The organism is Brachybacterium zhongshanense (assembly GCF_055385755.1).
In genome coordinates this window covers 1039958-1062710 of record NZ_AP043790.1, presented here as the reverse complement: position 1 = coordinate 1062710, position 22753 = coordinate 1039958, and the positions used below count along the sequence as shown (strand labels likewise).

Here is a 22753-nt window from a genome sequence, read left to right as displayed (position 1 = left end):
CCACCGGGCGATCCCGGCCTCGTGCTGTGCGGAGGCGGACGCGACCCCGTCGGCAGCCTGCGGGCACGGTGCGAGGACCTGCACCGGCGCGCCGAAAGTCCTGCGGAGAGCCCATATCGGGCCATACCGTGGTCCTGTCGTCGTCCCTCGGAACAGGATGCGAGTCCCGCTCATGACCTCACCCGGCCCTTCTCCCCTCACCTCTCCCACCGGCAGCGCCCTCCCTCACGGCGCGCGCATCGTCGTCATCGGTGGCGGCATGACCGGCCATCGCGTCGCGGCACGCCTGCGTGCGCAGGATCCCGAGGGCGATTGGAGCCTCACCGTCGTCGGCGAGGAGCCGCAGCGCCCCTACGACCGCGTGCACCTGTCGAACTGGTTCTCCTCCCGCAGCTGCGAGATGCTCGAGCTGGATGCGAGCGTCTGGGACGATCCGCGCATCAGGCTGCGCACCGGTGACAAGGCCGAGTCCATCGACCGCGCCGGGCGCACGATCACCACGCTCTCCGGCACGGTGCTCAGCTACGACCGCCTGGTGCTGGCCACCGGGTCCTGGGCCTGGGCGCCGCGGGCGGAGGGCAAGGACCTCCCCGGCACCTTCTCCTACCGCACCGTCGAGGATGTCGAGCGCCTGGCGGAGTGGACCCGTCTGCGCGGCGGCGCCCTCGACCGGCCGCTGCGCGGCGTCGTCGTGGGCGGCGGAGTGCTCGGTCTCGAGGCCGCGGCATCGCTGCAGAAGCTCGGCGTCGAGGTCACGGTCGTCGAGTTCGCGGACCGTCTGATGGCGGTCCAGCTCGACCAGGGCGGCGGCGAGATGCTGCGCCTGCTGATCCAGGACATGGGCGTGGCCGTGCGCACCGGTGTGGGTGCGACCGCGTTCCGCCCCGCCGGGGACGGCGCCGTCGCCACCGCCGAGCTCACCGACGGCAGCGAGGTCGGGGCCGACGTCGTCGTCTTCTCGACCGGCATTCGCCCCCGCGATCGGCTCGCCCGCGAAGCCGGGCTGGCGATCGGCGAGCGCGGCGGCGTGGTCGTCTCGGAGGCCTGCCAGACCTCCGACCCGGACATCTGGGCGGTCGGCGAGTGCGCCTCGTTCGACGGCGTGTGCGCGGGCCTGATCGCGCCCGGCAACGACATGGCCGACGTGGTCGTCGACCGTCTGCTCGGCGGTGAGCGCACGCATCGCCGTGCCGAGGACGGCACCAAGCTCAAAGGTGTGGGCGTGGACGCGGCGGCCTTCGGCGACGTCAACGCGCTCAGCCCGGACGCCCTCGAGGTGTCCTTCGTCGACCCGGTCAACCGCAAGTATCGCAAGCTCGTGATGAGCGACGACGCGCAGACCCTGCTGGGCGGCGTCTTCGTCGGCGACATCTCCCTGTACTCGCAGCTGCGCCCGCTGACCGGGCGGAAGCTCGGCGCGGATCCGTCGGCGGTGATCGCTCCGGAGGGCGCCGGCGCGATGGCGGACACGGAGCTGCCCGACGACGCGGTGGTGTGCTCGTGCAACAACGTGGACGCCGGAACGATCCGCGGAGCCGTCACCGAGCACAGCTGCCGCACGGTGGGAGAGGTCAAGGAGTGCACGACCGCGGGCACCGTCTGCGGTTCGTGCGTGCCCACGCTGACCAAGCTGCTGAACAAGGAGCTCGAGAAGAACGGCATCACCGTCTCCAAGGCTCTGTGCGAGCACTTCGCCATGTCCCGCGCCGAGCTGTACCGGCTCGTCAAGGACGGCGGGCAGAAGACCTTCACCGAGATCGTCGCCGCCCATGGCACGGGCCGCGGCTGCGCGGTCTGCCGGCCGACGGTCGCCTCGATCCTCTCGACGCTCGGCTCGACCTCCGGCGAGCTGCACAGCCCGGTCGGCGAGCAGCTGGGGTCCCTGCAGGACACCAACGACCATGTCATGGCGAACATCCAGAAGAACGGCACCTACTCCGTGATCCCGCGGATGCCTGGCGGGGAGGTCACTCCGGAGCAGCTCGCGGTGGTCGCGGAGGTCGCCAAGGACTTCGGTCTGTACCTCAAGCTGAACGGCGCCCAGCGCATCGGCATGTTCGGAGCGCGCCTGGATCAGCTGCCGGAGATCTGGAGGCGGCTGATCGACGCGGGCTTCGAGTCCGGACATGCGTACGGCAAGTCGCTGCGCATGGTGAAGTCGTGCGTGGGCTCGACCTGGTGCCGCTACGGGGTGCAGGACTCCACCACGATGGCGGTCTCGCTCGAGAGGCGCTATCGGGGCCTGCGCTCCCCGCACAAGATCAAGGTGGGCGTCTCCGGTTGCGCGCGCGAGTGCGCGGAGGCGCGGGCGAAGGACGTCGGCGTGATCGCGACGCATCGCGGATGGAACCTGTACGTCGGCGGGAACGGGGGCTCGCAGCCCGCTCACGCCCAGCTGCTGGTGGAGGATCTCGACGATGACACCCTGGTGCGGTGCATCGACCGCTTCCTGATGCTCTACGTGCAGGAGGCGGATCGCCTGCAACGCACCGCGCGCTGGGTCGAGGAGCGACCGGGCGGGATCGAGGAGCTCCGTCGCGTGATCGTCGACGATGTCCTGGGCATCGGCGACGAGCTCGAGGCGGCGATGGAGCGCCACGTCGAGACCTACGTGGACGAGTGGGCCGAGACCCTCGCGGACCCGTCCCGGATGAGTCGCTTCGTGACCTTCATCAACGCTCCGACGATGGGCGATCCCGAGCTGTCCTTCGCCCCGTCGCGCGGACAGGTGCGACCGTCCTCGCCCCAGGACGCTGTCACGGACAGCGATCCGGCGCGCGTCCGTGAGCTGGCAGGGCACGCGATGACGCCGATGGGCGACAATGCCCCGGTACTCGGTGACGAGGAGGAGCACTGATGAACGAGGAAGACCGCATGATCGACGTGTGCGCGCTCGATGAGCTGATGCCCGAGCGGGGCGCCGGCGCGATCCTGGGAGAGCGCCAGGTGGCGCTCTTCCGGCTCGAGGACGGGAGCGTGCGCGCCGTGCAGCAGCATGATCCGTACTCGGACGCGAACGTGCTCTCGCGCGGGATCGTCGGCAGCCACGTGGTCGGGGCCGCGGGGACCGACGGCGGATCGGGATCGGTCGCTGTGCCGACGCTGACCTCTCCCATGTACAAGCAGGTGTGGAACCTCGACACCGGCGAGGTCCTCGACGCCGCCGGCGGCGAGGAGCGCGATCTCGATGTCTTCGAGGTCGAGATCCGCGACGGCCGCGTCCTCGTCGCGACCGGGCCGCGCCGCATCGCCCCGGGCTCCCCGTCGGCCCGCGACACGGCGGGCGGCGGGACGACGGGCAGCGGGACGACGGGCGCGACCGCCGGGGCCGGCTCCTGATGGCGTCTGCCGGCGCGCTGAGCGCGGAGGGACTGTCCGACGTCGTCCTCGACCCCGGTGCGGTCGCCCTCGTCGGCGGGGGGCCGGGGGCGCTCGACCTGATCACCGTGCGCGGCCTCGCCCTGCTGCGGCAGGCCGATGTCGTGGTGGTGGACCGGCTGGGGCCGGCGGCGATCGTCGACCTCCTGGACGAGGGCGTCGAGGTGATCCCGGTGGGCAAGACCCCTGGGCGGCCGTCGATGCGCCAGCACGAGATCGAGGAGGTCCTGATCCGGCAGGCCCGTGCCGGACGACGGGTGGTGCGGCTCAAGGGCGGGGACCCGTTCCTGCTGGGCCGCGGCGGCGAGGAGGTCCTGGCCTGCGCGGCCGCGGGGATCCCGGTGCAGGTCGTCCCCGGGGTGACCTCGGCGATCGCCGGGCCCGCCGCGGGCGGCATCCCTGTCACGCATCGTGGCACCGCCGTCGCGGTGCATGTGGTCAACGCCCATGGGGATCTGGGGCCGGCGGACCTCGCGGCGATCGCCGATCCGGGCACGACGACCGTGCTGATGATGGGCGTGGGCTGGCTGCCGCGCCTCGTCTCGCAGGCCCTGCTGAACGGGATCTCCCCCGAGGTGCCCGTCGCGGTCGTGCAGAACGCGACGATGGAGGGGCAGCGCCAGGTCCACGGGACGCTGGGGACGATCGAGCGCATCGTCCGGGACGAGGGCATCGGCTTCCCGGCCGTCATCGTCGTCGGCCGCACTGCCGAAGCAGGGTTCCTGGTGCCGCCCGAGCCGGTGGACGAGGTGCACGGCTCCGGCCGTGAGGCGCTGCGCGAGCCCGGTCCCGAAGGGCCGTCCGCGCTGGTGCCGACCGAGGAGGTCACCGCCGCCGGCGAGGCGGCGGCGCGAGCGAGGGAGAGCCGCGCCGAGGCCGTGGAGGTCCAGCGCACGGCGGCGGTCCGCCGCTCGGCGGGTCCCGTGCTCGTCGGATGCGCCCATGGCACCCGCAGCCGCCAGGGCCGCGACGTGGTCCGGTCCCTCCTCATGCAGGTGGATGAGCTGCTGCCGCACGCAGAGGTCCGCGAGGCCTATGTCGACGTGCAGTCCCCCGAGCTCGACGAGGTCGTGCGCGAGGTCGCCCGTCCGCTCGGGGACGCGACCCGAACACGGCGCGACGACGAGGTGGAGGCGGTGGTGGTGCCGCTGCTGCTGTCGACCGGCTATCACGTCGGCCACGACGTCGCCGCCGCGATCGACGGGTTCAGCGCTCTCGCGGCCTCCCCGCTGGGCCCGGATCCGCGCCTCGCGACGGTCATGGCGGAGCGCCTCGCGGAAGCCGGACTCGCCTCCGGCGATGCCGTGGTCATGGCCGTGGCCGGCACTCGCGAGAGGGCGGGGCAGGAGATGGCCACCAGGATGGCCGCGCTCCTGGCCAGGGAGCTGGGACGCGAGGTGTCCACGGCCTTCATCGCCGCCGCGTCGCCCACCGTTCCCGAGGCCGTCGCCGCCGCCCGATCGCAGCTGCCCGAGGGCGGTCGCGTGCTCGTGGCCAGCTATCTGCTGGTGCCGGGGTACTTCCAGTCGACCCTCTACGAGGTCGGCGCCGACGCCGTGGCGGCTCCCCTCGGCGACCATCCCCTGGTGGCGGACATCGTCGTCGACCGGTTCCGCGCCGCCGTCGGCGCCTAGCCCGAGCCGTCAGCGCCCAGCCCGAGCCGTCAGCGCCCAGCCCGAGCCGTCGGCACCCAGCCCGAGCTGTCGACGCACAGCTCGTGGCATCTGCTCATGGAGTTCATGATGTCGGCTCGGCCTCGCGGTCGCAGCCGATCGTGCCGGCGGACATGCCGCACTGACGGGCATCCGGAGGGCACGGAGGGCGGCACCTGCCGAGCAGGTGCCGCCCTCCGCATGTCGTCGGCCGTCGGGCCCGGGTCAGTCCAGGGGCCGGCGGGTCGCGCCGTAGGTCGCCGAGCGCACCAGGTGCGCGTAGACCTTCAGCGCCTGCGAGACCTGGCGGTCACGGTTCTCGGGGCGCCACGGCAGCGGCCCCTTCCTCTCACGACGCCGCTCGATCTCCTCATCGGGGACATCGAGCTCGAGCAGCCGCTTGTCGACGTCGAGGATGATGCGGTCGCCGTCCTCGACCAGCCCGATGAGACCGCCCTCCGCGGCCTCCGGGGAGATGTGCCCGATGGACACGCCGCTGGTTCCGCCGGAGAAGCGGCCGTCGGTGATCAGCGCACAGGTCCTGCCCAGTCCGCGCCCCTTGAGGAAGGACGTCGGGTAGAGCATCTCCTGCATGCCGGGCCCGCCCTGCGGCCCTTCGTAGCGGATCACGACGATGTCCCCGGCCGAGACGGTCTTGTCGAGGATCTTCTGGACCGCCTCCTCCTGGGAGTCGCAGACCACCGCGGTGCCCTCGAAGTGGAACAGGTCCTCGGTGATGCCGGCGGTCTTGATGACCGCGCCATCGGTCGCGAGGTTGCCCTTGAGCACGCAGAGCCCGCCGTCCTTGGTGTAGGCGTGAGGAACAGCGCGGATGGCCCCGCCCTCGGCGTCGTAGTCGAGCTCCTCCCAGAGGGCGGTCTGCGAGAACGCCTGGGTGGTGCGCACCCGGCCCGGGGCGGCGTGGAAGAAGGCCTCGGCCTCCTCGGTGGTGCGGCCGCTGCGGATGTCCCAGTCCCCCAGCCAGGTGTCGAGGTCCGGGGCATGCACCGAGTGCACCGAGTGGTCCAGCAGGCCCGCCCGGCTGAGCTCCCCGAGGATCGCGGGGATGCCGCCGGCGCGGTGGACGTCCTCGATGTGGAACTTCTGGCTGTTCGGCGCGACCTTCGCCAGGCACGGCACGGAGCGGGAGAGCCGGTCGATGTCCTCCAGGCCGAAGTCCACCTCGCCCTCGATCGCCGCGGCGAGGATGTGGAGCACGGTGTTGGTGGAGCCGCCCATCGCCACGTCCAGGCTCATGGCGTTGGAGAACGCCGCCTTGGTGGCGATGTTCCGCGGGAGCACTGACTCGTCGTCCTCCTCGTAGTAGCGGCGGCACAGGTCCACGACGGTGCGACCGGCGCGCAGGAACAGCTCCTTGCGGAAGGCATGCGTGGCGAGGGTGGTGCCGTTGCCCGGCAGTGACAGCCCCAGGGCCTCGGTGAGGCAGTTCATGGAGTTGGCGGTGAACATGCCGGAGCACGAGCCGCACGTGGGACAGGCGTTCTCCTCGATCTCCGCGAGCTGCACATCGGTGATCGAGTCGTCGGCGGAGAGCGAGATCGCATCCACCAGGTCGAGACGGTGCTCGACCACGCCCTCGACCGGCTTCCCGGACTCCATCGGCCCGCCGGAGACGAACACGACCGGGATGTTCAGGCGCATCGCCGCCATGAGCATCCCCGGGGTGATCTTGTCGCAGTTGGAGATGCACACCAGCGCGTCCGCGCAGTGCGCGTTGACCATGTACTCGACGCTGTCGGCGATGACATCCCGCGAGGGCAGCGAGTAGAGCATGCCGCTGTGCCCCATGGCGATGCCGTCGTCCACCGCGATGGTGTTGAACTCGCGAGCGATGCCGCCGGCCTCCTTGACCGCACCGGCGACCAGGTCGCCGAGGTTCTTGAGGTGGACATGACCCGGGACGAACTGCGTGTACGAGTTCGCGATGGCGATGATCGGCTTGCCGAAGTCTGACTTCTCCATGCCGGTGGCGCGCCACAGAGCGCGGGCGCCGGCCATGTTGCGGCCGTGGGTCGAGGTGCGGGAACGGAGCTGAGGCATGCTCCTATTAGGCCACGGCGTCAGCAAACTGACCAAGACGGTCTCACTACTAGTGGTGAGAGTGATAGTTTTCAGCCCGACGGCAGGCTCTGCCCGTCGCACATACCGCCCTCAGGAGCGTTCCCGCATGTCGATGGACGAGGCTCGCCGCAAGGAGCTCGGCGCCTTCCTGCGCAGCCGTCGCAACGCCGCCTCACGTGCTGACCACGACCTCCCGCCCGTCGGCCGAGCGCGCACCACGGGCCTGCGGCGCGAGGAGCTCGCCTTCCTCTCCGGCGTCTCGGTCACCTGGTACACGTGGCTCGAGCAGGGGCGAGACATCAATCCCTCCCGCCAGGTCATCGACGCGGTCGCGCTCAACCTGCGCCTCACCGAGGCAGAGCACGACTACGTGCTGGGGCTGGCGGGCTTCGCCCCGGCTCCGCGTCCGGAGCTCTCCGAGCCGGAGCCCGTTCCGGCGCATGTCCAGCACCTGCTGGACGCCCTGTCCCCCTCCCCCGCCTTCGCCCTCGCGCCGCACTGGGACATCGCCGCCTGGAACCGCTCCTACCAGGGCCTCTTCCCCGGGGTCGCCGACGCCGATCCGTCCGAGCGCAATCTGCTGCTGTTCGTCTTCACCGACCCGCGGGTGCGCGCCATGCTCCCCCAGTGGGAGGTCACCAGCCGCCAGTTCCTCGCCGAATACCGGTCGGAGGCGGGCCCCCGCGTCAGCACGGCACAGCACGTGCGGCTGCTCCGGCACCTGCGTGCCGTCAGTCCGGAGTTCGCTGCGGTGTGGGATGCCGGAGAGGTCCGCCGCTTCACCTCACGACGCCGCGAATTCACCCATCCCGTCGTCGGGTGCCTCGCCTTCGAGCAGGTCAACCTCGTCCCCCAGGATGTGCCGGAGCTGAACCTGATCACCTACCTCCCGCTCGACGATCGCACCCGCGAGGGCGTCGAGCATCTCGCGAGCACCGCGGCCGATGACGAGAGCGATCAGGACGAGAGCGATCAGTAGGCGCCGCTGGCCTCGCCGTCGACCATGTACGCCTGCGGATGGCCCTCGAGATAGCGGACTACGACAGGCTGATCGCTGAAGAGGAAGGCGTCGCTCGGCGAGATCGGGGTCGAGAAGAAGTCGAAGGGCAGGACGTACTCGGTGCCGTCCTCCGCCGTGAAGCGCACGACCTCGCCGTCGTACACGCCCTGCGCCTCCAGACCATGCTCGAGGATGTAGCCGCCGGTGAGGGGACCGAAGATGACCGCGCACAGGCCGAGGACGCCACCGGAGATCACCACCAGGGCGAGAGCGCGATAGAAGAGCCTCTGCACACCCTGAAGGATCCGACGCGCTGCGTCGCCGCCGGCGGGTGCCTGCCCTGCCTCGGCCCGCAGCGCCCGCAGCCGGGCATCGCCGCCTGACCCGCCGAAGGAGCGGGCGAGGAGGCCGGCGATGCTGAAGGCCGCGATGAAGATCATCACGAAGCCGTGGGTGGAAGGGAAGTGGGCGAGCCAGACCAGGATGTCCAGAAGAGAAGCGGAGCTCGTCATCGGGAATGCACCTCCGGAGCCTCGAGGGTGAGCGCCACCAGCAGCGGCGCATGGGGCTCGTACATCGCGACGACGGGCGAGCCCACCTGCACGCGCGAGAGCGCCTGCGGATACAGGAACACCCGTGTGGAGGCGTTCCATGGAGTACTGCGATCATCGGGTGTGACGAGCAGGTTGACGTCGAGCTGCACCTGCCCGTGCCGACGCTCGCCCGTCGGCCGCAGGGAGACCACGCTCGCCGGTGAGGAGATGCCCCGGGTGCGGGCGCCGACGAGCGCCGGCTCGATCAGCCCCTCGTCGATGCGCCAGCGGAGCAGCCGTTCACGGACCTGGGGGTCCTCCGTGTCCGCGAGGGCGACAGCCTCCTTCGACGCTGGGTCATAGCGCACCGGGAGCGGCGCCCCCGGGCCCACCGCCTCCAGCTCTAGGACGCCGAGGAGGGTGCGGATCCGGGCGATGAACTCCTCCTGCCCGCTGGGAGCCACCCGAAGGAACAGGTCGTACTGCGGGACGTCGTTGATCGTCACTCCCGTGGGGCTCATCTCGATGACCGTGGCCACGGCCACCTCGGTCATGCGTCGAGCGGCGAGGCCGCCCGCCGAGGGCGAGGACGGGCTCCGGCCGAAGAGGTCGGCCCCCGGAGTCATCAGCAGGAAGCCCCAGGCGACACCGACCATGATGATCGCGCCATAGCCTCCATGCGGGCCCGAGAGGAAGGGCAGCTTCGACGTCGACTGGTCAGTGCCCGTCAGCCCCTCGTACGCCCAGATCAGCAGCACTGCCGACGTCGCGAGCAGCAGCAGGCGAACGATCCAGCGGCCCATCAGCACCTCCCCCATCCACCGCACGGTCCCGGTCGCGTGCACGATGGAGGGATCGTACAGGCTCGAACGATCCGACGTTCTCCCAGGTCATGCAGCGTACAACGTGAGAGAAGCGAGCTCTCCGCACCATCGGAGGAGAGAACGCCCGAGGACGACGACGCCCGGCCCCGCGATGCGCGGGACCGGGCGTCGTCGGCCAGGCGGCCGAGCGGCCGAAGGGCCGTGGGGCCGAGCGGAGTCTCAGCCCTGGACGCCGAGCTTCTCCATGATGATCTCTCGGACCCTGCCGGCGTCGGCCTGGCCGCGGGTAGCCTTCATGATCGGACCGATCAGCGCACCGATCGCCTGCACCTTGCCGCCCTGGATCTTGGCGACGACGTCGGGGTTGTCGGCGATCGCCTGATCCACAGCGGTGGTGAGCACCGAATCGTCCGACACGACGGCGAGACCCTCGGCCTCCACGATCGCGGCCGGCTCCCCCGCGCCCTCGAGGACCTTCGCGAGGACCTTGCGGGCGATCTTGTCGTTGATCCTCTTGGCGTCGATCAGGCCCTGCAGCTCGGCGACCTGCGCGGGCGTCACGGCCAGCGCCTCGATCTCGACCTCCTGCTCGCGGGCGGTGCGGGCGAGCTCACCCATCCACCACTTGCGAGCGGACTGCGCAGAGGCTCCCGCACTGACGGTCTCCTCGATGAGGTCAAGCGCACCGGCGTTGATGACGTCGCGCATCTCGAGGTCGCTGAAGCCCCACTCGCCCAGCAGGCGCCGCCGGCGCGCCGCCGGCAGCTCGGGCAGGCTCCGGCGGATCTCCTCGACCCACTCGCGGCTCGCAGCGACCGGCACCAGATCGGGCTCGGGGAAGTAGCGGTAGTCCTCGGCGTCGGACTTCACGCGCCCCGAGGAGGTGTCGCCCGTGTCCTCATGGAAGTGGCGGGTCTCCTGGATGACCGCCTCACCGGCGTCCAGAACACCCGCCTGACGGGAGATCTCCGAGCGGACGGTGCGCTCGATCGACCGGAACGAGTTCACGTTCTTGGTCTCGGTGCGGGTGCCGAGCGGCGCCTCCGGGGAGGTGCGGAGGGAGACGTTGACGTCGGCCCGGACGTTGCCGCGCTCCATCCTCGCCTCCGAGACGTCCAGCGCCCGGAAGATGTCCCGCAGGGTGCGGACATAGGCGGCGGCGACCTCGGGAGCCCTCGCGCCCGTGCCCGGGATCGGCTTGGTGACGATCTCGACCAGCGGAACGCCAGCGCGGTTGTAGTCCACCAGGGAGTGGGTGGCGCCCTGGATGCGACCGGTGGAGCCGCCGACGTGGGTGTTCTTGCCGGCGTCCTCCTCCATGTGAGCGCGCTCGATCTCCACACGGACGACCTCGCCGTCCTCGAGCTCGACGTCGACCCAGCCGTCGAAGGCGATGGGCTCGTCGTACTGGGAGGTCTGGAAGTTCTTCGTCAGGTCCGGGTAGAAGTACTGCTTCCGGGAGAAGCGGCACGTCTCGGCGATCTGGCAGTTCAGCGCCAGGCCGATGCGGATCGCATGCTCGACGGCTCTGCCGTTGACGACGGGGAGGGTGCCGGGCAGCCCCAGGGACACCGGAGTGATCGCCGTGTTGGGATCGGCGGCGAACACGTTCGGCGCGCCGTCGAACATCTTGGTGGCGGTGCCGAGCTCCACGTGGACCTCGATGCCGAGCACCGGGTCGTAGCGCTCGATCGCCTCGTCGTAGTCGACCGGGGTCGCTGCGGTCATCGTGCACCTCCTGCGAGTTCGGGAGCCTTGCCCAGCAGCGGGCCGCCCCAGGAGTCCTCCAGCAGCGCCTCGAGAGCGCCGCCGACCTGGTACAGGCGCTCGTCGCCGCGGGCCGGGGCGAGGAACTGGATGCCGGCGGGCATGCCCTCCTCCGCGAGGCCGCTGGGCAGCGAGATGCCGGGCGTCCCGGCGAGGTTGGCCGGGATGGTGGCGATGTCGTTCATGTACATGGCCAGCGGGTCGTCGACCTTCTCGCCGAGGCGGAACGCGACGGTGGGAGCGGTCGGCGAGGCGAGCACGTCGGCCTTCTCGAAGGCGGCGGCGAAGTCGCGCTGGACCAGCGTGCGCACCTTCTGGGCGCTGCCGTAGTACGCGTCGTAGTAGCCGGCGGACAGGGCGTAGGTGCCCAGCAGGATGCGCCGCTTGACCTCGGCGCCGAAGCCGGCTCCGCGGGTGGCCTTCATGACGGACTCGGCGGTGGGATGGTCCTCGGGGATCACCCGCAGGCCGAAGCGCATGCCGTCGAACTTCGCGAGGTTGCTCGACGCCTCCGACGGCATGATCAGGTAGTAGGCGCCCAGCGCGTAACGGAAGTTCGGGCAGGACACGCGCACGATCTCGGCGCCGGCCTGCTCGAGGAGGGTGAGCGACTCGGTGAAGCGCGCCTGCACCTCGGGAGCGAAGCCCTCGCCCTCGAGCTCCTCGATGACGCCGATCCGCAGGCCCTTCACGTCCTTCCGGCCGGCGGCCGCGGCAAAGGCGCCGACCGGATCCGGCAGGGACGTCGAGTCGCGCGCATCGTGACCGGCGATCAGCTCGTGCAGCAGCGCAGCATCCTCGACGGTGCGTGTGCAGGGGCCGGCCTGGTCCAGCGAGCTGGCCATGGCGATCAGTCCGTAGCGCGAGACGGATCCGTAGGTGGGCTTGACGCCGACGGTCCCGGTGACCGACGCGGGCTGGCGGATCGAGCCGCCGGTGTCGGTCCCGATCGCGAGCGGCGCCTCGAAGGCGCCCACCGCCGCGGCCGAGCCGCCGCCCGAGCCGCCGGGGATCCGCTCGCGGTCCCACGGGTTCCGGGTCGGGCCGTACGCGCTGGTCTCCGTCGAGGAGCCCATGGCGAACTCGTCCATGTTGGTCTTGCCGAGGATGGGCAGACCCGCTGCGCGGAGCTTCTCCACGAGCGTCGCGTCGTAGGGAGGGATCCAGCCCTCGAGGATCCTCGAGCCCGCGGTGGTGGGCGTGCCCTCGGTGACGATGACGTCCTTGACGGCGACGGGCACGCCGGCGAGGGCGTGCAGCTCCTCGCCCGCCGCGCGCCTCGCGTCGACGGCGCGGGCGGTCGCGAGCGCCTCGTCGGACGAGACGTGCAGGAAGGCGTTCAGGTCGCCGTCGACGGCGGCGATGCGGTCCAGGTGCGCGCGGGTGAGATCCTCGGAGGAGACCTCCCCTGCGGCGAGCGCGGCGGACTGCGCGGCGGCGCTGAGCCGGATGACGTCCCCCGCGGTGCTCTCGGTGCTCTCGCTCATGCGGTCACTCCTCCCCCAGGATCTGCGGGACCGCGAAGCGGCCGTCCTGCGCATCGGGCGCGGCGGCGAGCGCCTGCTCCTGCGTCAGGGTGGTGGTGACGACGTCCTCGCGGAACACGTTCGTCATCGGGATCGGGTGGCTGGTCGCGGGGACGTCGGAGCTCGCGACCTCGGACACGGAGGCGACAGCGTCCATGATGGCGTCGAACTCGCCTGCCAGGCGGTCGACCTCCTCATCGCTGAGCTGGATCCGTGCGAGGTCGGCGAGGCGCACGACGTCGTCTCGTCCGATGGTAGGCATGCGGTCATTCTAGGCCGACGGCCGGGCCGGCCGAGGCTCGGGCCGCTCAGCGACCGCCTCGTGACCATGGCACCGGCCGGCGAGCGCCCCAGAGAGTGCTCAGGCTCTCACCCGGTAGCGGTACTCGCCGGTGCGGACCATGCCCAGGCCGCGGTACAGGGCGATGGCCGCGGTGCTGTCGTCCTCGACCTCGAGCAGGGCACGCTCGGCCCCCTGGACGGCGGCAGCCGCCAGGAGGCTCCGGGACACCGAGGTCCCGAGCCCGCGCCGACGAACCTCGGGGGCGACGGCCACGCGGTTCAGCACTGCGGCGGCACCCCGGCCGACCGGGACGATCGCAGCCCGCCCGACCGCGAGCGCTCTTCCGTCCTCGAGCCGGTGCTCCTCGTCCTCGATCGCGACATGGACCGCAGGGGTGCCGGCCATGATGTCGTGGAGGGTCTCGCGAGCTCCCGGTTCGGAGCGTGGAGCGAGCCTCCAGGCTGCCTCCTCCCAATTCGCGCTCGGCGGACCGACCTCGGTCCGGGCCCTGCCGTCCGGGGCAGGGAGTCGCCCGGTGTCCAGCGCGATCTCCATGATGCGGCTCGTGCCCTCGGCGGTATAACCGCGCTCGATCAGCAGCGCCTCGAGCGGTGACCATGCCTGCTCGTGGTCCTCGAGCCCGTCGGCCGCGCCGACCGCGCCGACCGCGCCATCAGCCTTCCCCGTCGTAGCCTTCGGACCCTTCGGAGCCGTCGGCCCCGTCGACCCCATCGCCTCCGGGGAGAAGACGCGGAAGACCGGAGCCCCTCCTGTGAGCGCGACCAGCTGCTCCATGCGGTCGACGGCGGACGCGAGCGCTGCGTCGTCGGCCGGAGGATCGATGAGCACCACGGAGTTCGCACGACGGGTGACCCCGCGCGATCGCAGCAGGGCGAAGCCGTCCGCATCCATCCGTGCGAGCGGACGCCAGCCCCCGATCAGCGTCTCGACGAGGCGTCTGCCGTGCAGTGGTGCTGCGGCTCGGACCATCCCCCGACCTGTCGTCCCCGAACCGGCTCCCGTGCGGCGGGAGGACCGGGCGGGGCGGGTTGTGCGGCTGGTGCGGCTCATCAGGGGATCGTATCGGGGAGCGGCCGCCGACGGACTAGACTGCCGTACCCGGAGAACACTGCAGCTCGACCGGAAGGTGCCCGTCATGACCGTCGACCCCAGCATCGACTACGGCTCCCACGACCCCCACGACGAGGAGGAGCTCTCCGACGACCCCCGGATCCGGGAGGCGCAGCTCCTGGAGCGGCGCATGCGCCGGGCACTCGCGACGAAGGATGATCCGATGCGCGATGCCGAGTCCACCGTGGAGCGCATGCGACGTCAGGCGGCCGAGGATGCCGAGGAGGAGCGGCAGCGCGCCGAGAAGGAGCGCGAGGCCGGCCCCGGCTACGACATCTGAAGGCCGCCCCGCGGTCCCCCATCGCATGGCAGAGGTCCCGTCGCATGGCATCGGGCCCCGGTCGTCGTCATGCGGTCATCCCCGGGCCGGGGGGGGCAGGGAGTGCGCCATGTCCGCCCATGCGGAGTGCCTGGCGGCCCCGACCGCTCCGATCTGCGTGAGCACCAGCACCACCTCACCACGGGGATCGTAGAGCTCCAGGGAGGGCGTCGGACCGCAGGGTCCGTGAGAGACCACCAGCAGCATCTCCCGCAGGCGGTCGGTGCGGATGCCCACCATCGCGTTGTCCAGCACGGTCTCGACCTCTCCCGGTACGCGCTCCTCGACAAGTGCGATCCTGCCCGTGGTCAGGTGCGCGATCCCCTCGCCCACCACGGCGACGCTGAGCGGGAGACCGATGCCGCACAGGTGCAGCAGGATCTCGGGCAGGCAGCGCAGATCCACGGAGGCCGCCTGCTCCGGATAGACCTCTCCCAGCGCGCGCCGTCGCTCGAACGAGCCTCCGCGGACCAGGGTGTCGAGCTGCGCGATCTGATCGGCCTCCTGCCACGGGATCCGGGGATCGCCCACGACGCCCCGCACGGCCGACGTGGCGCCGGGAAGATCGTCGAGGATCGCAGCGGAGGCGTCGGCCCGGATCCCGACCCGATGCCGGGGCGGCCGGTCCCGTCCCGTGCCGAGCAGGAGCGCACGCTGACCATCGGGTCGCGTCGCCATGGTGCTGCCGCCGGGCAGGAGATACGGATCCACCCGCAGGCTGATGCGCCCCGCCGGCGCTCTCAGCGCGGTCCCGGTCTCCTGGACGTCCGCATAGAGCGCTGCCTGATCGATCCGCACAGCGGAGACGTCGGTGCTGGCCATGGCCAGGTCGAGCCGCGGCAGGACGTCGAGGGCCTCCGCGGTGCCGACAGGGCGGGACGACCATCTCCCTCCGCAGTCGCAACGGGCGCCATCATCGGCGCAGGGCACGTGCTCTCCTCAGTAGACGTCTCGGACATAGCGCTTCTCCCGCTTCAGCGCGGCGAGGGCCTCCTGGGCCGCGTCCTCGCCGCCGCCGTGCTCGGCGAGGACGTCCAGCAGCGCCTGCTCGACGTCCCTGGCCATGCGGGAGGCGTCGCCGCAGACGTACACGTATGCGCCGTCCTGCAGCCAGGCGAAGATCTCCGCGGAGCTCTCGCGCATGCGGGTCTGGACGTAGACCTTCTCCTCCTGGTCCCGGGAGAAGGCGAGGTCCAGCCGGGTGAGCACACCCCGCTCGGCGAGATCCTCGAGCTCCTCCTCGTAGAGGTGGTCGCTCGCGCGGTGCTGGTCCCCGAAGAACAGCCAGTTCCCGCCGGTGGCACCGGAGGCGGCCCGCTCGTGGAGGAAGCCCCGGAAGGGTGCGATGCCCGTGCCGGGCCCGATCATGATCACCGGAGCGGAGGGGTCCTCGGGCACGCTGAAGGAGGAGTTGGGCTGGAGGAAGATGCCCAGGTCCTCGTCGGCGCCGATCCGGTCCGCGAGGAAGGTGGAGCACACGCCTCCGCGCTCACGGTCCTCGCCGTGGCGCACGGACGCGATGGTGAGGTGGATGCGGTCGGGACTGCTCAGCGGGCTCGAGGAGATCGAGTATGAGCGCGGCTGCAGCGGACGCAGCAGCCCCAGCAGCTCGGTGGCGCTGATCCTCGGGGTGGGACATATCCGCAGGACATCGAGCAGGTCCTTGCCCCACAGCCAGGCCTCGAGGTCGGAGGAGTCCTCTTTCCCGAGCAGAGCGGAGAGCTCGCCGTCGGGATGCCCTGCGGCCAGATGCGCGAGCAGATCGCGCCCGGGGGTGCGGATCTCGCGGGTCGTCCTCAGCGCCTCCTCCAGCGTCATGCCCTCCACCTCCTCACGACCGTCGAGGGCGAGCTCGGACAGCAGCGCCGCGACCAGTGCCGGGTCGTTGCGCGGCACGACCGCGAGAGCGTCGCCCGCGCTGTAGGTGATGCCGCTGTCCGCGAGGTCGATCTCGTAGTGCCGGATCTCCTTGGCGCTGCCGGGACCGGACAGCAGGCGGTTCTCGACCAGTCGCGCCGGGAAGGGATTCTTCCGCGTCCACTTCGAGCGGGGCCGCGGGGCCGCACCGGGAGTCTCGACGGGTACGGGTGTGACGGGCGCGGCCGGTGCCATCGCCGAGATCAGCGCCTTGACCTCCTCGGACCATGCGGCGGCGGGCTCCTCGAAGTCGACATCGCAGTCGACCCGCGGAGCGATGCGGGTCCCGCCGAGCTCGGCGAGGCGCTCGTCGAGCATCCGACCGGCCTGGCAGAAGCCGTCGTAGCCGCTGTCCCCGAGGGCGAGGACGGCGTACTGGAGGCCGTCCAGGCGGGCGACGTCCGGGGCGCAGAGCTCCTCCCACAGCAGGCCGGCGCCGTCGGGCATCTCCCCCTCGCCGTAGGTGGAGGTGAAGACGACGACGTGGCTGGCGTCGGTCAGTCCTGCGATGCCCGCGTCATCCAGCTCGCGGACACGGGCTCCGAGGCCTGCGTCCCCGAGCGAAGCGGCGAACTGCTCGGCCAGATCGGCGCTGTTGCCGGTCTGGCTCCCGTACAGGACGTCGACCGTGAGGGTCGCACCGGTGCTCTGGGCGCTCTCGGCGCGTCCGGCATCGATGCCGGCGAGGTATCCCTCGAGCCAGGCGCGCTGGACGTCGCTGAACGGGGCGAGGGAGAACAGGGTCGTGCTCACGCGTCCACCTCCTGCTGGCTCTCGCGCCAGGTGCGGACGAGGTCCTCGAGCGAGGCGTCGGCGAGGGCGCGGTCGAAGCGCGATTCATCGACCCTCTCGGCGTTGCGCCGCTCCTGATCGGCGATCCAGGCACGCGTGCCGGGGGCGTCGATGTCCCGAACATTGCGCTCCTCGAGCGAGGTGCGGTAGTCCGCCAGACGCTTGGCCGAGATCAGCGTGGCGAGCTCGAGGTCGTCGAGATCGTCGAGCGCGCTGCGCAGATGCTTGGCGACCTTCTGCATGACGAAGAAGTCCTCGGTCAGGATGAGGCGGTGGGCGGCGGCCTCGACGGCCGCCTCACCGGCTGCGGCGAGCGCCGGGTCCCGGTCTCGGGCGACGTCGCGGGCGCTCGTGATCACCGCCGAGGCGGCGAGAAGGGCGACACGATCGGCCAGCCCCGCGGCACCCGCCCCGGGGGCACGGCCATCGGCGACGAGACCTCCGCTGCGCAGAGTCGACCTGAGGGCGCGCAGGCGGTCTCCGGCGAGGGAGGTCACCAGCTCATCCTGCAGCTCCTTGCGGGTGGCGGCGGCGAGGATGCGCTCGGCATCCTGCGACAGCAGCAGCGCACGCGGCATGCCGCAGTACAGGTGCGTTCGGGTGGTCCCCCAGTCGGCGAGCAGCGCCGCGGCGAGCTCCGACCCGGTGGCCTGGAGGTGCCAGGTGAGCAGCTGCTTCGCCGCGTCCTCGTGGTAGGCGGCGTCTCCGGCGTCGCTGAGCCGCGTCACCAGCAGGGAGTCGTGGCTGACCTTGCCTGCCAGCTCGCCGTCGGGATCGTACTGATAGAGGAAGCCACCGCTCATGCCGTTGCCGAGCCCCTTGCCGAACGCCCCGATGTTCAGCACCGCGCCGTTGGTCATGTACTCGCAGCCGAACTCGCCGATGCCCTCGACGACGGCGGTCGCACCGGAGTTGCGCACGGCGAAGCGGTCTCCGGCCTCACCCTCCACGAAGAGGCGTCCGCCTGTCGCTCCGAACAGGGCGAAGTTCCCGATCAGCACGTTCCCTCCGGGCTCCGCGGAGCCTCCGCCGGGGCTGCGGACGATGATGCGGCCGCCGCTCTGGCTCTTGCCGACGCCGTCGTTGGCCACGCCCGTGTGCTCGAGACGGATGCCATCGTTGCAGAACGCGCCGAAGGACTGTCCGGCGGCGCCCGTGGAGCGGACGACCAGCGCGTCCTCGACGAGGGTCGCGCGACCTCGGTCGTCACGGCGGACGGCCGGGAGCGCATCGACGACGGATCCTGCCAGCTGATTGTTCAGCAGACGCTCGATGTCGATGGACAGCTGCCCGCCGACGGACTTGTGACGGTTGCCGAGCTGCACCCCCTCGATCTCGAGGGAGGTGCTCCTCTGCTCGATGAGCGCCTCCCGGACGCGCTCGAGCAGCGAGTCGTCCAGCGCGAAGTCCTTCTCGAGGTAGACCGGATCGGTCACGTGCTTCTCGTCGACGCGCTCGAGCATGGAGCGCACGTCGAGGCGGCCGACGCTCGCCGGATGATCCAGAAGCTGCAGCAGGTCGCTGCGGCCGCGGGCCTCGCGCAGGCTGGACATCCCCAGGGAGGCGAGGATCCCGCGCACGTCGTGGGCGATGTTCAGCAGGTACTGCGCCAGTGCCCGCGGGTCGCCGTCGAAGGCCTCCGGGTTGGTGGTCAGTCCGGCAGGGCACTTGATGTTGCAGTTCTTGGCCATCACGCAGCGCAGCATCATCAGCGCCGTCGTGCCGAACTCGAAGCTGTCACCGCCCAGCAGCGCGGACACGACCACGTCGCGACCCGTCTGGTGGGCTCCCGAGCAGCGCAGCACCACCTTGTCGCGCAGACCGTTGACCTGCAGAGCCTGGTGGACCTCGGCGATGCCGATCTCCGCCGAGCGCCCCGCGTACTTCAGGCTCGTGACCGCTGCGGCACCGGTGCCCCCGGTGTTGCCGGCCACGTTGATCACGTCGGCTCCGGCCTTGGCGACGCCGACGGCGATCGTCCCGATGCCCTCAGAGGACACCAGCTTGACGATCACGCGGACGCGAGCGGCCTTGCAGTCGTGGATGAGCTGGGCGAGGTCCTCGATCGAGTAGGTGTCGTGGTGCGGCGGCGGGGAGATGAGCTCGACGCCAGGGGTGCCGCCTCGAGCTGCGGCGATGTCGACCGTGACCTTGGGGGCGGGCAGCTGCCCGCCCTCCCCGGGCTTGGCGCCCTGACCGATCTTGATCTCGAGCTCCTGCAGCTGCGGATCCGCGAGATAGCCGGTCCAGATGCCGAAGCGTCCGGAGGCGAACTGCTTGATCCGGGATCCGCGGATCGTCCCGTAGCGGGTGCGATGCTCCCCGCCCTCGCCGCAGTTGGACATGCCGCCGACCATGTTCGTGCCGTGGGCGACGGCCTCGTGGGCCGTGGCGACCAGGGCGCCATGGCTCATGGCTCCGGAGGCGAGGGTGCGGGTGATCTCGTGAGCGTCCTGGACCTGCTCGAGCGGGATGCTCGCCGGCGCGGCCTCGAGCAGCTCCAGCAGGTCGCGTGCGCGGCCGCGAGCGACGACGCGCAGATGCTCGGGGCTCGCCTCCATGTCGACGATCTCACCGGGGAACCGGCTGGTCAGATAGTGACCGAGGGCCTCGTGGCGACCCGGCTCCGCGTCGCCGAGCGAGAGCAGGACCCGCTCACCCGCCCGTTCGACGCGCAGTCCGCGCACGGTGATCGACGCGTTGCCCGTGAGGGAGAGGCCGTCCAGCCGGTCGGCGAAGTCCTCCGCAGTCAGGGACCCCGTCAGGTCCGGCGGCAGGGAGAGGACATCACGCAGGGCGGAAGGGCGCTGGTCGCGCTCGGCGAGAGTGGCGTCCACGAACTCGCGATAGCCGCGGGTGATCTCGAAGGTGTCGATCTCCTCGTCGGTCAGCTCTCCGAAGCCCGCGTTCGTGTACGCGCCGTCGTCGAGCCCGAAGGCTCCCTCGAGCTGGCCGAGGGTGAGCATCCGCAGGCCCTCGGAGTCGTCGTCGGCCTTCGGCAGCGCGAGCGGCTCGTCGGTCATGGTGCCGAAGCCGCGCACGGCGGTCACCCCGAAGGAGTGGCCGGCGCCCTCCGAGCGCTCCTTGAACAGGCCGATCAGGGGGACGTCCTTCTCCTCGAGCACCGCGAGCGCCCGCTCATGCCACTGGGCGGCGGCGAGCGCGATGCGGTCGAAGCCGACGCCGCCCACGGGGGCGTCCAGGTGCGGGAAGCACCGCGCGAGGACCGGGTCGTTCGTGTCGAGATAGTTGGGCTCGAAGAACTCACCGCCGATATAGCTCTCGACCGTGCACAGCCCGACGCGTCCCATCGTCTTTCCGAGCGACTTCAGCGCCGCCTTGCGGAAGCGGTCCGCAGCGCGGTCCGCCTCGGTCTGGTCCTCGGCGGCGACGGTCGGGACGGGATGCTTCTGCTCGGCCCGCAGCCGTGCGCTGAGGCTGTACACGGCGCTCGCACCGAAGCCCAGCGCCGAGGCCACATGATGGGAGCTGGGGAGCTGGCCGCTCTCCGCCACGAGGGAGACCCGCAGTCGCAGACCGGCCTCGATGAGGCGCTGGTCGACCGCGGCCAGGGCCAGCAGCAGCGGGAGAGGTGCGCGGCGGGAGTCGACGGCGCGGTCGGTCAGCACGGCGATGCCGCCCTCGGCGCGGGCGAAGTCCTCGACCTGGTCGCACAGCCGATCGAGCGCGCTCAGCATGCTGCGGGAGTTGCGCGCCGTGTCATGGGGGTGCGGCTCGAAGAGCATGTCCATGCGCCGCAGCGGCGCGACATCCTGGTGGCGAAGCCGGACCATGTCCAGGTGGGACAGGATCGGGGAGTCGACGACGATCTGGCGGGTGCCCTGCTCGGCCGGATCGCCCTGACCATCGGGCTTGGCGCCGAGCGCCACGCGGAAGCTCATGCCGTCGGCCTCGCGGATCGAGTCCAGCGGAGGGTTCGTGACCTGCGCGAACCGCTGCGAGAAGTACTTCGCCATCCCTCCTTCCTGGTCGGAGAGCGCGTTGATCGCGTTCCCGTAGCCCATCGCGGAGATGCGCTCGGCACCCGTGGACAGCATCGGGTCGAGCATGAACCGGAAGCTCTCCTGGTTCAGGGAGTAGGCGACGAACCGACCGTCGACGGTGAGATCGCCGTCGTAGCCGAGCGTGCTGCGTCCGCGCTGGACGTCCTCGACGTCGATCTCGTCGATCCGCACGCGGGCGCGGCGCACGAGCTCCGCGTAGTCGCGGCGCGCAGCCAGCATCTCGAGGGTCTCGCGGGTTCCCCTGATCTCCCCGGTGCGATGGTCGAGGAACAGCATCCCGCCGGCCTCGATGCGGCCGCGGGAGACGACCTCCTCAGCGGGAGCGTGCAGCTGCCCGGCCTCGGAGGAGACCATGAGGTACTCCTCGGTCTCGATCGTGCGCAGGGGGCGGAGGCCGAGCCGGTCCAGTCGCGCGCCGACGACGTCGCCGTCGGAGAAGATCACCGCGGCGGGGCCGTCGTTCTTCTCCTCGTACAGGGAGAAGAACTCGAGCATGTCCCGCACATCCTGCGGCAGCGTCGTGTCGTTCTCCCAGGCCGGCGGCATGAGGGAGACGACCGCCTCGACGATGTCCAGCCCGTCGTCCAGCACTCGGCTGTGCAGGGTCTGGTCGAGGCGGCTGGAGTCGGACTGGCCGGGCGGGCGCACGATGCTGCGGGAGCGGGCACGGGCGACGGTCTCGTCGGTCAGGCGGTTCTTGCGGTCCGTGTTGAGCTCGCCGTTGTGGGCCATCATCCGGAAGGGCTGCGCCATCGTCGGATGCGGCTCGGTGTTGGTGGAGAAGCGGGTGTGGAAGTAGAGGGTCCGCACACTGTGGCGCGGATCCACCAGATCACGGAAGTACGGGATGACCTCGTTCGAGTTCAGCCGCCCCTTCAGCACCTGGGTGCGGGTGGACAGGGACAGCGGGTAGAGGCCTCGCAGCGAGGGCTCGGAGTACGCCTCTGCCTCGATCGCCAGCAGCGCCGCATAGGCGGCACGATCCGCGTCGCTGCGGTCCATGCTCTCGGGCGCCTCGAACACCCACTGACGGATGGGCAGCTGGAGCGCGACGGCCGCGGGTCGCAGCACCTTCTCGTCGACCGGCAGCTCGCGGTCGAGGAGCACAGCCAGGCCGGCCTCCTCGAGGGAGCGGCCGACGAGCCGCAGCGCGGCGTCCTCCTCCGCAGGGTCGTCGGGGAGGAAGAGGTTCGCGACGCCGAACCGCCCCGGCTCGAGGGCGCGCCCGACCACTGCGGAGTAGAACTCGGCGGAGAGATCGATGTTCACGCCCGCACCATCGCCCACGCCCTCGGCGGACATGCCGCCGCGATGGGGGATCGCGCAGAGCGCCGCATCGCCGCGGAGGATGACGTCGTGGGAGGGGATGCCGTCCTTGCGCGCGATGAATCCGACGCCGCAGGCGCTGTGCTCCGCCGTCGCGTCGTACAGCCCGGTGCCGGTGCGGTGGGTGCGTGCCATGGCTCCTCCTGGTCCACCGCGCTCGGTCCGTCCCGACGACGGAGGCGGTGGGTCCGGAGCCGG

15 protein-coding genes are annotated in these 22753 nt (G+C 71.1%); 5 read left to right on the top strand and 10 right to left on the bottom strand.

The annotated features are described in order from the left end of the window. Positions 1-172 precede the first annotated feature (172 nt). From nirB to cobA, 3 genes are read left to right on the top strand one after another with little or no spacing between them, the layout of a single operon-like run. On the top strand, positions 173-2857 hold the full coding sequence (nirB, locus tag ACZ5AJ_RS04820) for a nitrite reductase large subunit NirB (protein WP_464137570.1): 2685 nt from the start codon (positions 173-175) through the stop codon (positions 2855-2857). Next, positions 2857-3339: a nitrite reductase (NAD(P)H) small subunit gene (locus ACZ5AJ_RS04815; RefSeq protein ID WP_464137568.1), complete on the top strand. Its 483-nt coding sequence runs from the start codon at positions 2857-2859 to the stop codon at positions 3337-3339. Before nirB ends, ACZ5AJ_RS04815 begins: the two co-directional genes overlap by 1 nt. Next, positions 3339-5012 (top strand): uroporphyrinogen-III C-methyltransferase, encoded by a 1674-nt coding sequence (cobA, locus tag ACZ5AJ_RS04810; RefSeq protein ID WP_464137566.1) that lies wholly within the window; start codon positions 3339-3341, stop codon positions 5010-5012. Before ACZ5AJ_RS04815 ends, cobA begins: the two co-directional genes overlap by 1 nt. A gap of 243 nt (positions 5013-5255) precedes the next feature. Here the strand turns inward: cobA and ilvD are convergent, their stop codons facing one another. After that, the gene (gene ilvD, locus ACZ5AJ_RS04805) at positions 5256-7091 is read right to left on the bottom strand and encodes a dihydroxy-acid dehydratase (RefSeq protein ID WP_464137564.1); all 1836 of its coding nucleotides are present in this window, start codon (positions 7089-7091) and stop codon (positions 5256-5258) included. A gap of 127 nt (positions 7092-7218) precedes the next feature. On the opposite strand from ilvD, the gene ACZ5AJ_RS04800 reads away from it, so the two are divergent. Next, complete coding sequence (locus ACZ5AJ_RS04800) at positions 7219-8091, top strand: helix-turn-helix transcriptional regulator (protein ID WP_464137563.1); 873 nt, start codon at positions 7219-7221, stop codon at positions 8089-8091. Here ACZ5AJ_RS04800 and ACZ5AJ_RS04795 read toward each other — a convergent pair. The 6 genes from ACZ5AJ_RS04795 to ACZ5AJ_RS04770 all read right to left on the bottom strand — a co-directional run bounded on the left by ACZ5AJ_RS04795 (position 8085) and on the right by ACZ5AJ_RS04770 (position 14116). After that, positions 8085-8624 (bottom strand): hypothetical protein, encoded by a 540-nt coding sequence (locus ACZ5AJ_RS04795; protein WP_464137561.1) that lies wholly within the window; start codon positions 8622-8624, stop codon positions 8085-8087. The two genes, ACZ5AJ_RS04800 and ACZ5AJ_RS04795, sit on opposite strands and share 7 nt — an antisense overlap. After that, complete coding sequence (locus ACZ5AJ_RS04790; protein WP_464137559.1) at positions 8621-9490, bottom strand: hypothetical protein; 870 nt, start codon at positions 9488-9490, stop codon at positions 8621-8623. Before ACZ5AJ_RS04790 ends, ACZ5AJ_RS04795 begins: the two co-directional genes overlap by 4 nt. A gap of 198 nt (positions 9491-9688) precedes the next feature. Beyond that, positions 9689-11197: an Asp-tRNA(Asn)/Glu-tRNA(Gln) amidotransferase subunit GatB gene (gatB, locus tag ACZ5AJ_RS04785; RefSeq protein ID WP_464137557.1), complete on the bottom strand. Its 1509-nt coding sequence runs from the start codon at positions 11195-11197 to the stop codon at positions 9689-9691. Further along, positions 11194-12723, bottom strand: a complete 1530-nt coding sequence (gatA, locus tag ACZ5AJ_RS04780) for an Asp-tRNA(Asn)/Glu-tRNA(Gln) amidotransferase subunit GatA (RefSeq protein WP_464137555.1) — start codon at positions 12721-12723, stop codon at positions 11194-11196. Before gatA ends, gatB begins: the two co-directional genes overlap by 4 nt. A gap of 4 nt (positions 12724-12727) precedes the next feature. Further along, positions 12728-13024, bottom strand: a complete 297-nt coding sequence (gene gatC, locus ACZ5AJ_RS04775; RefSeq protein ID WP_464137553.1) for an Asp-tRNA(Asn)/Glu-tRNA(Gln) amidotransferase subunit GatC — start codon at positions 13022-13024, stop codon at positions 12728-12730. 99 nt (positions 13025-13123) lie between these two features. Further along, complete coding sequence (locus ACZ5AJ_RS04770) at positions 13124-14116, bottom strand: GNAT family N-acetyltransferase (protein WP_464137551.1); 993 nt, start codon at positions 14114-14116, stop codon at positions 13124-13126. Positions 14117-14201: 85 nt separating this feature from the next. On the opposite strand from ACZ5AJ_RS04770, the gene ACZ5AJ_RS04765 reads away from it, so the two are divergent. Further along, on the top strand, positions 14202-14456 hold the full coding sequence (locus ACZ5AJ_RS04765) for a hypothetical protein (protein ID WP_464137549.1): 255 nt from the start codon (positions 14202-14204) through the stop codon (positions 14454-14456). Positions 14457-14531: 75 nt separating this feature from the next. Here ACZ5AJ_RS04765 and ACZ5AJ_RS04760 read toward each other — a convergent pair whose 3' ends face one another. From ACZ5AJ_RS04760 to ACZ5AJ_RS04750, 3 genes are read right to left on the bottom strand one after another with little or no spacing between them, the layout of a single operon-like run. Beyond that, positions 14532-15425 carry a hypothetical protein gene (locus ACZ5AJ_RS04760; RefSeq protein ID WP_464137548.1) on the bottom strand — a complete coding sequence of 298 codons (894 nt, stop codon included), beginning with the start codon at positions 15423-15425 and terminating at the stop codon, positions 14532-14534. A 9-nt stretch (positions 15426-15434) separates the two neighbouring features. Next, positions 15435-17165 carry a sulfite reductase subunit alpha gene (locus ACZ5AJ_RS04755; RefSeq protein ID WP_464137546.1) on the bottom strand — a complete coding sequence of 577 codons (1731 nt, stop codon included), beginning with the start codon at positions 17163-17165 and terminating at the stop codon, positions 15435-15437. Further along, positions 17162-22690 (bottom strand): glutamate synthase-related protein, encoded by a 5529-nt coding sequence (locus ACZ5AJ_RS04750; protein ID WP_464137545.1) that lies wholly within the window; start codon positions 22688-22690, stop codon positions 17162-17164. The genes ACZ5AJ_RS04755 and ACZ5AJ_RS04750 overlap by 4 nt, the downstream gene beginning before the upstream one ends. Positions 22691-22753 lie beyond the last annotated feature (63 nt).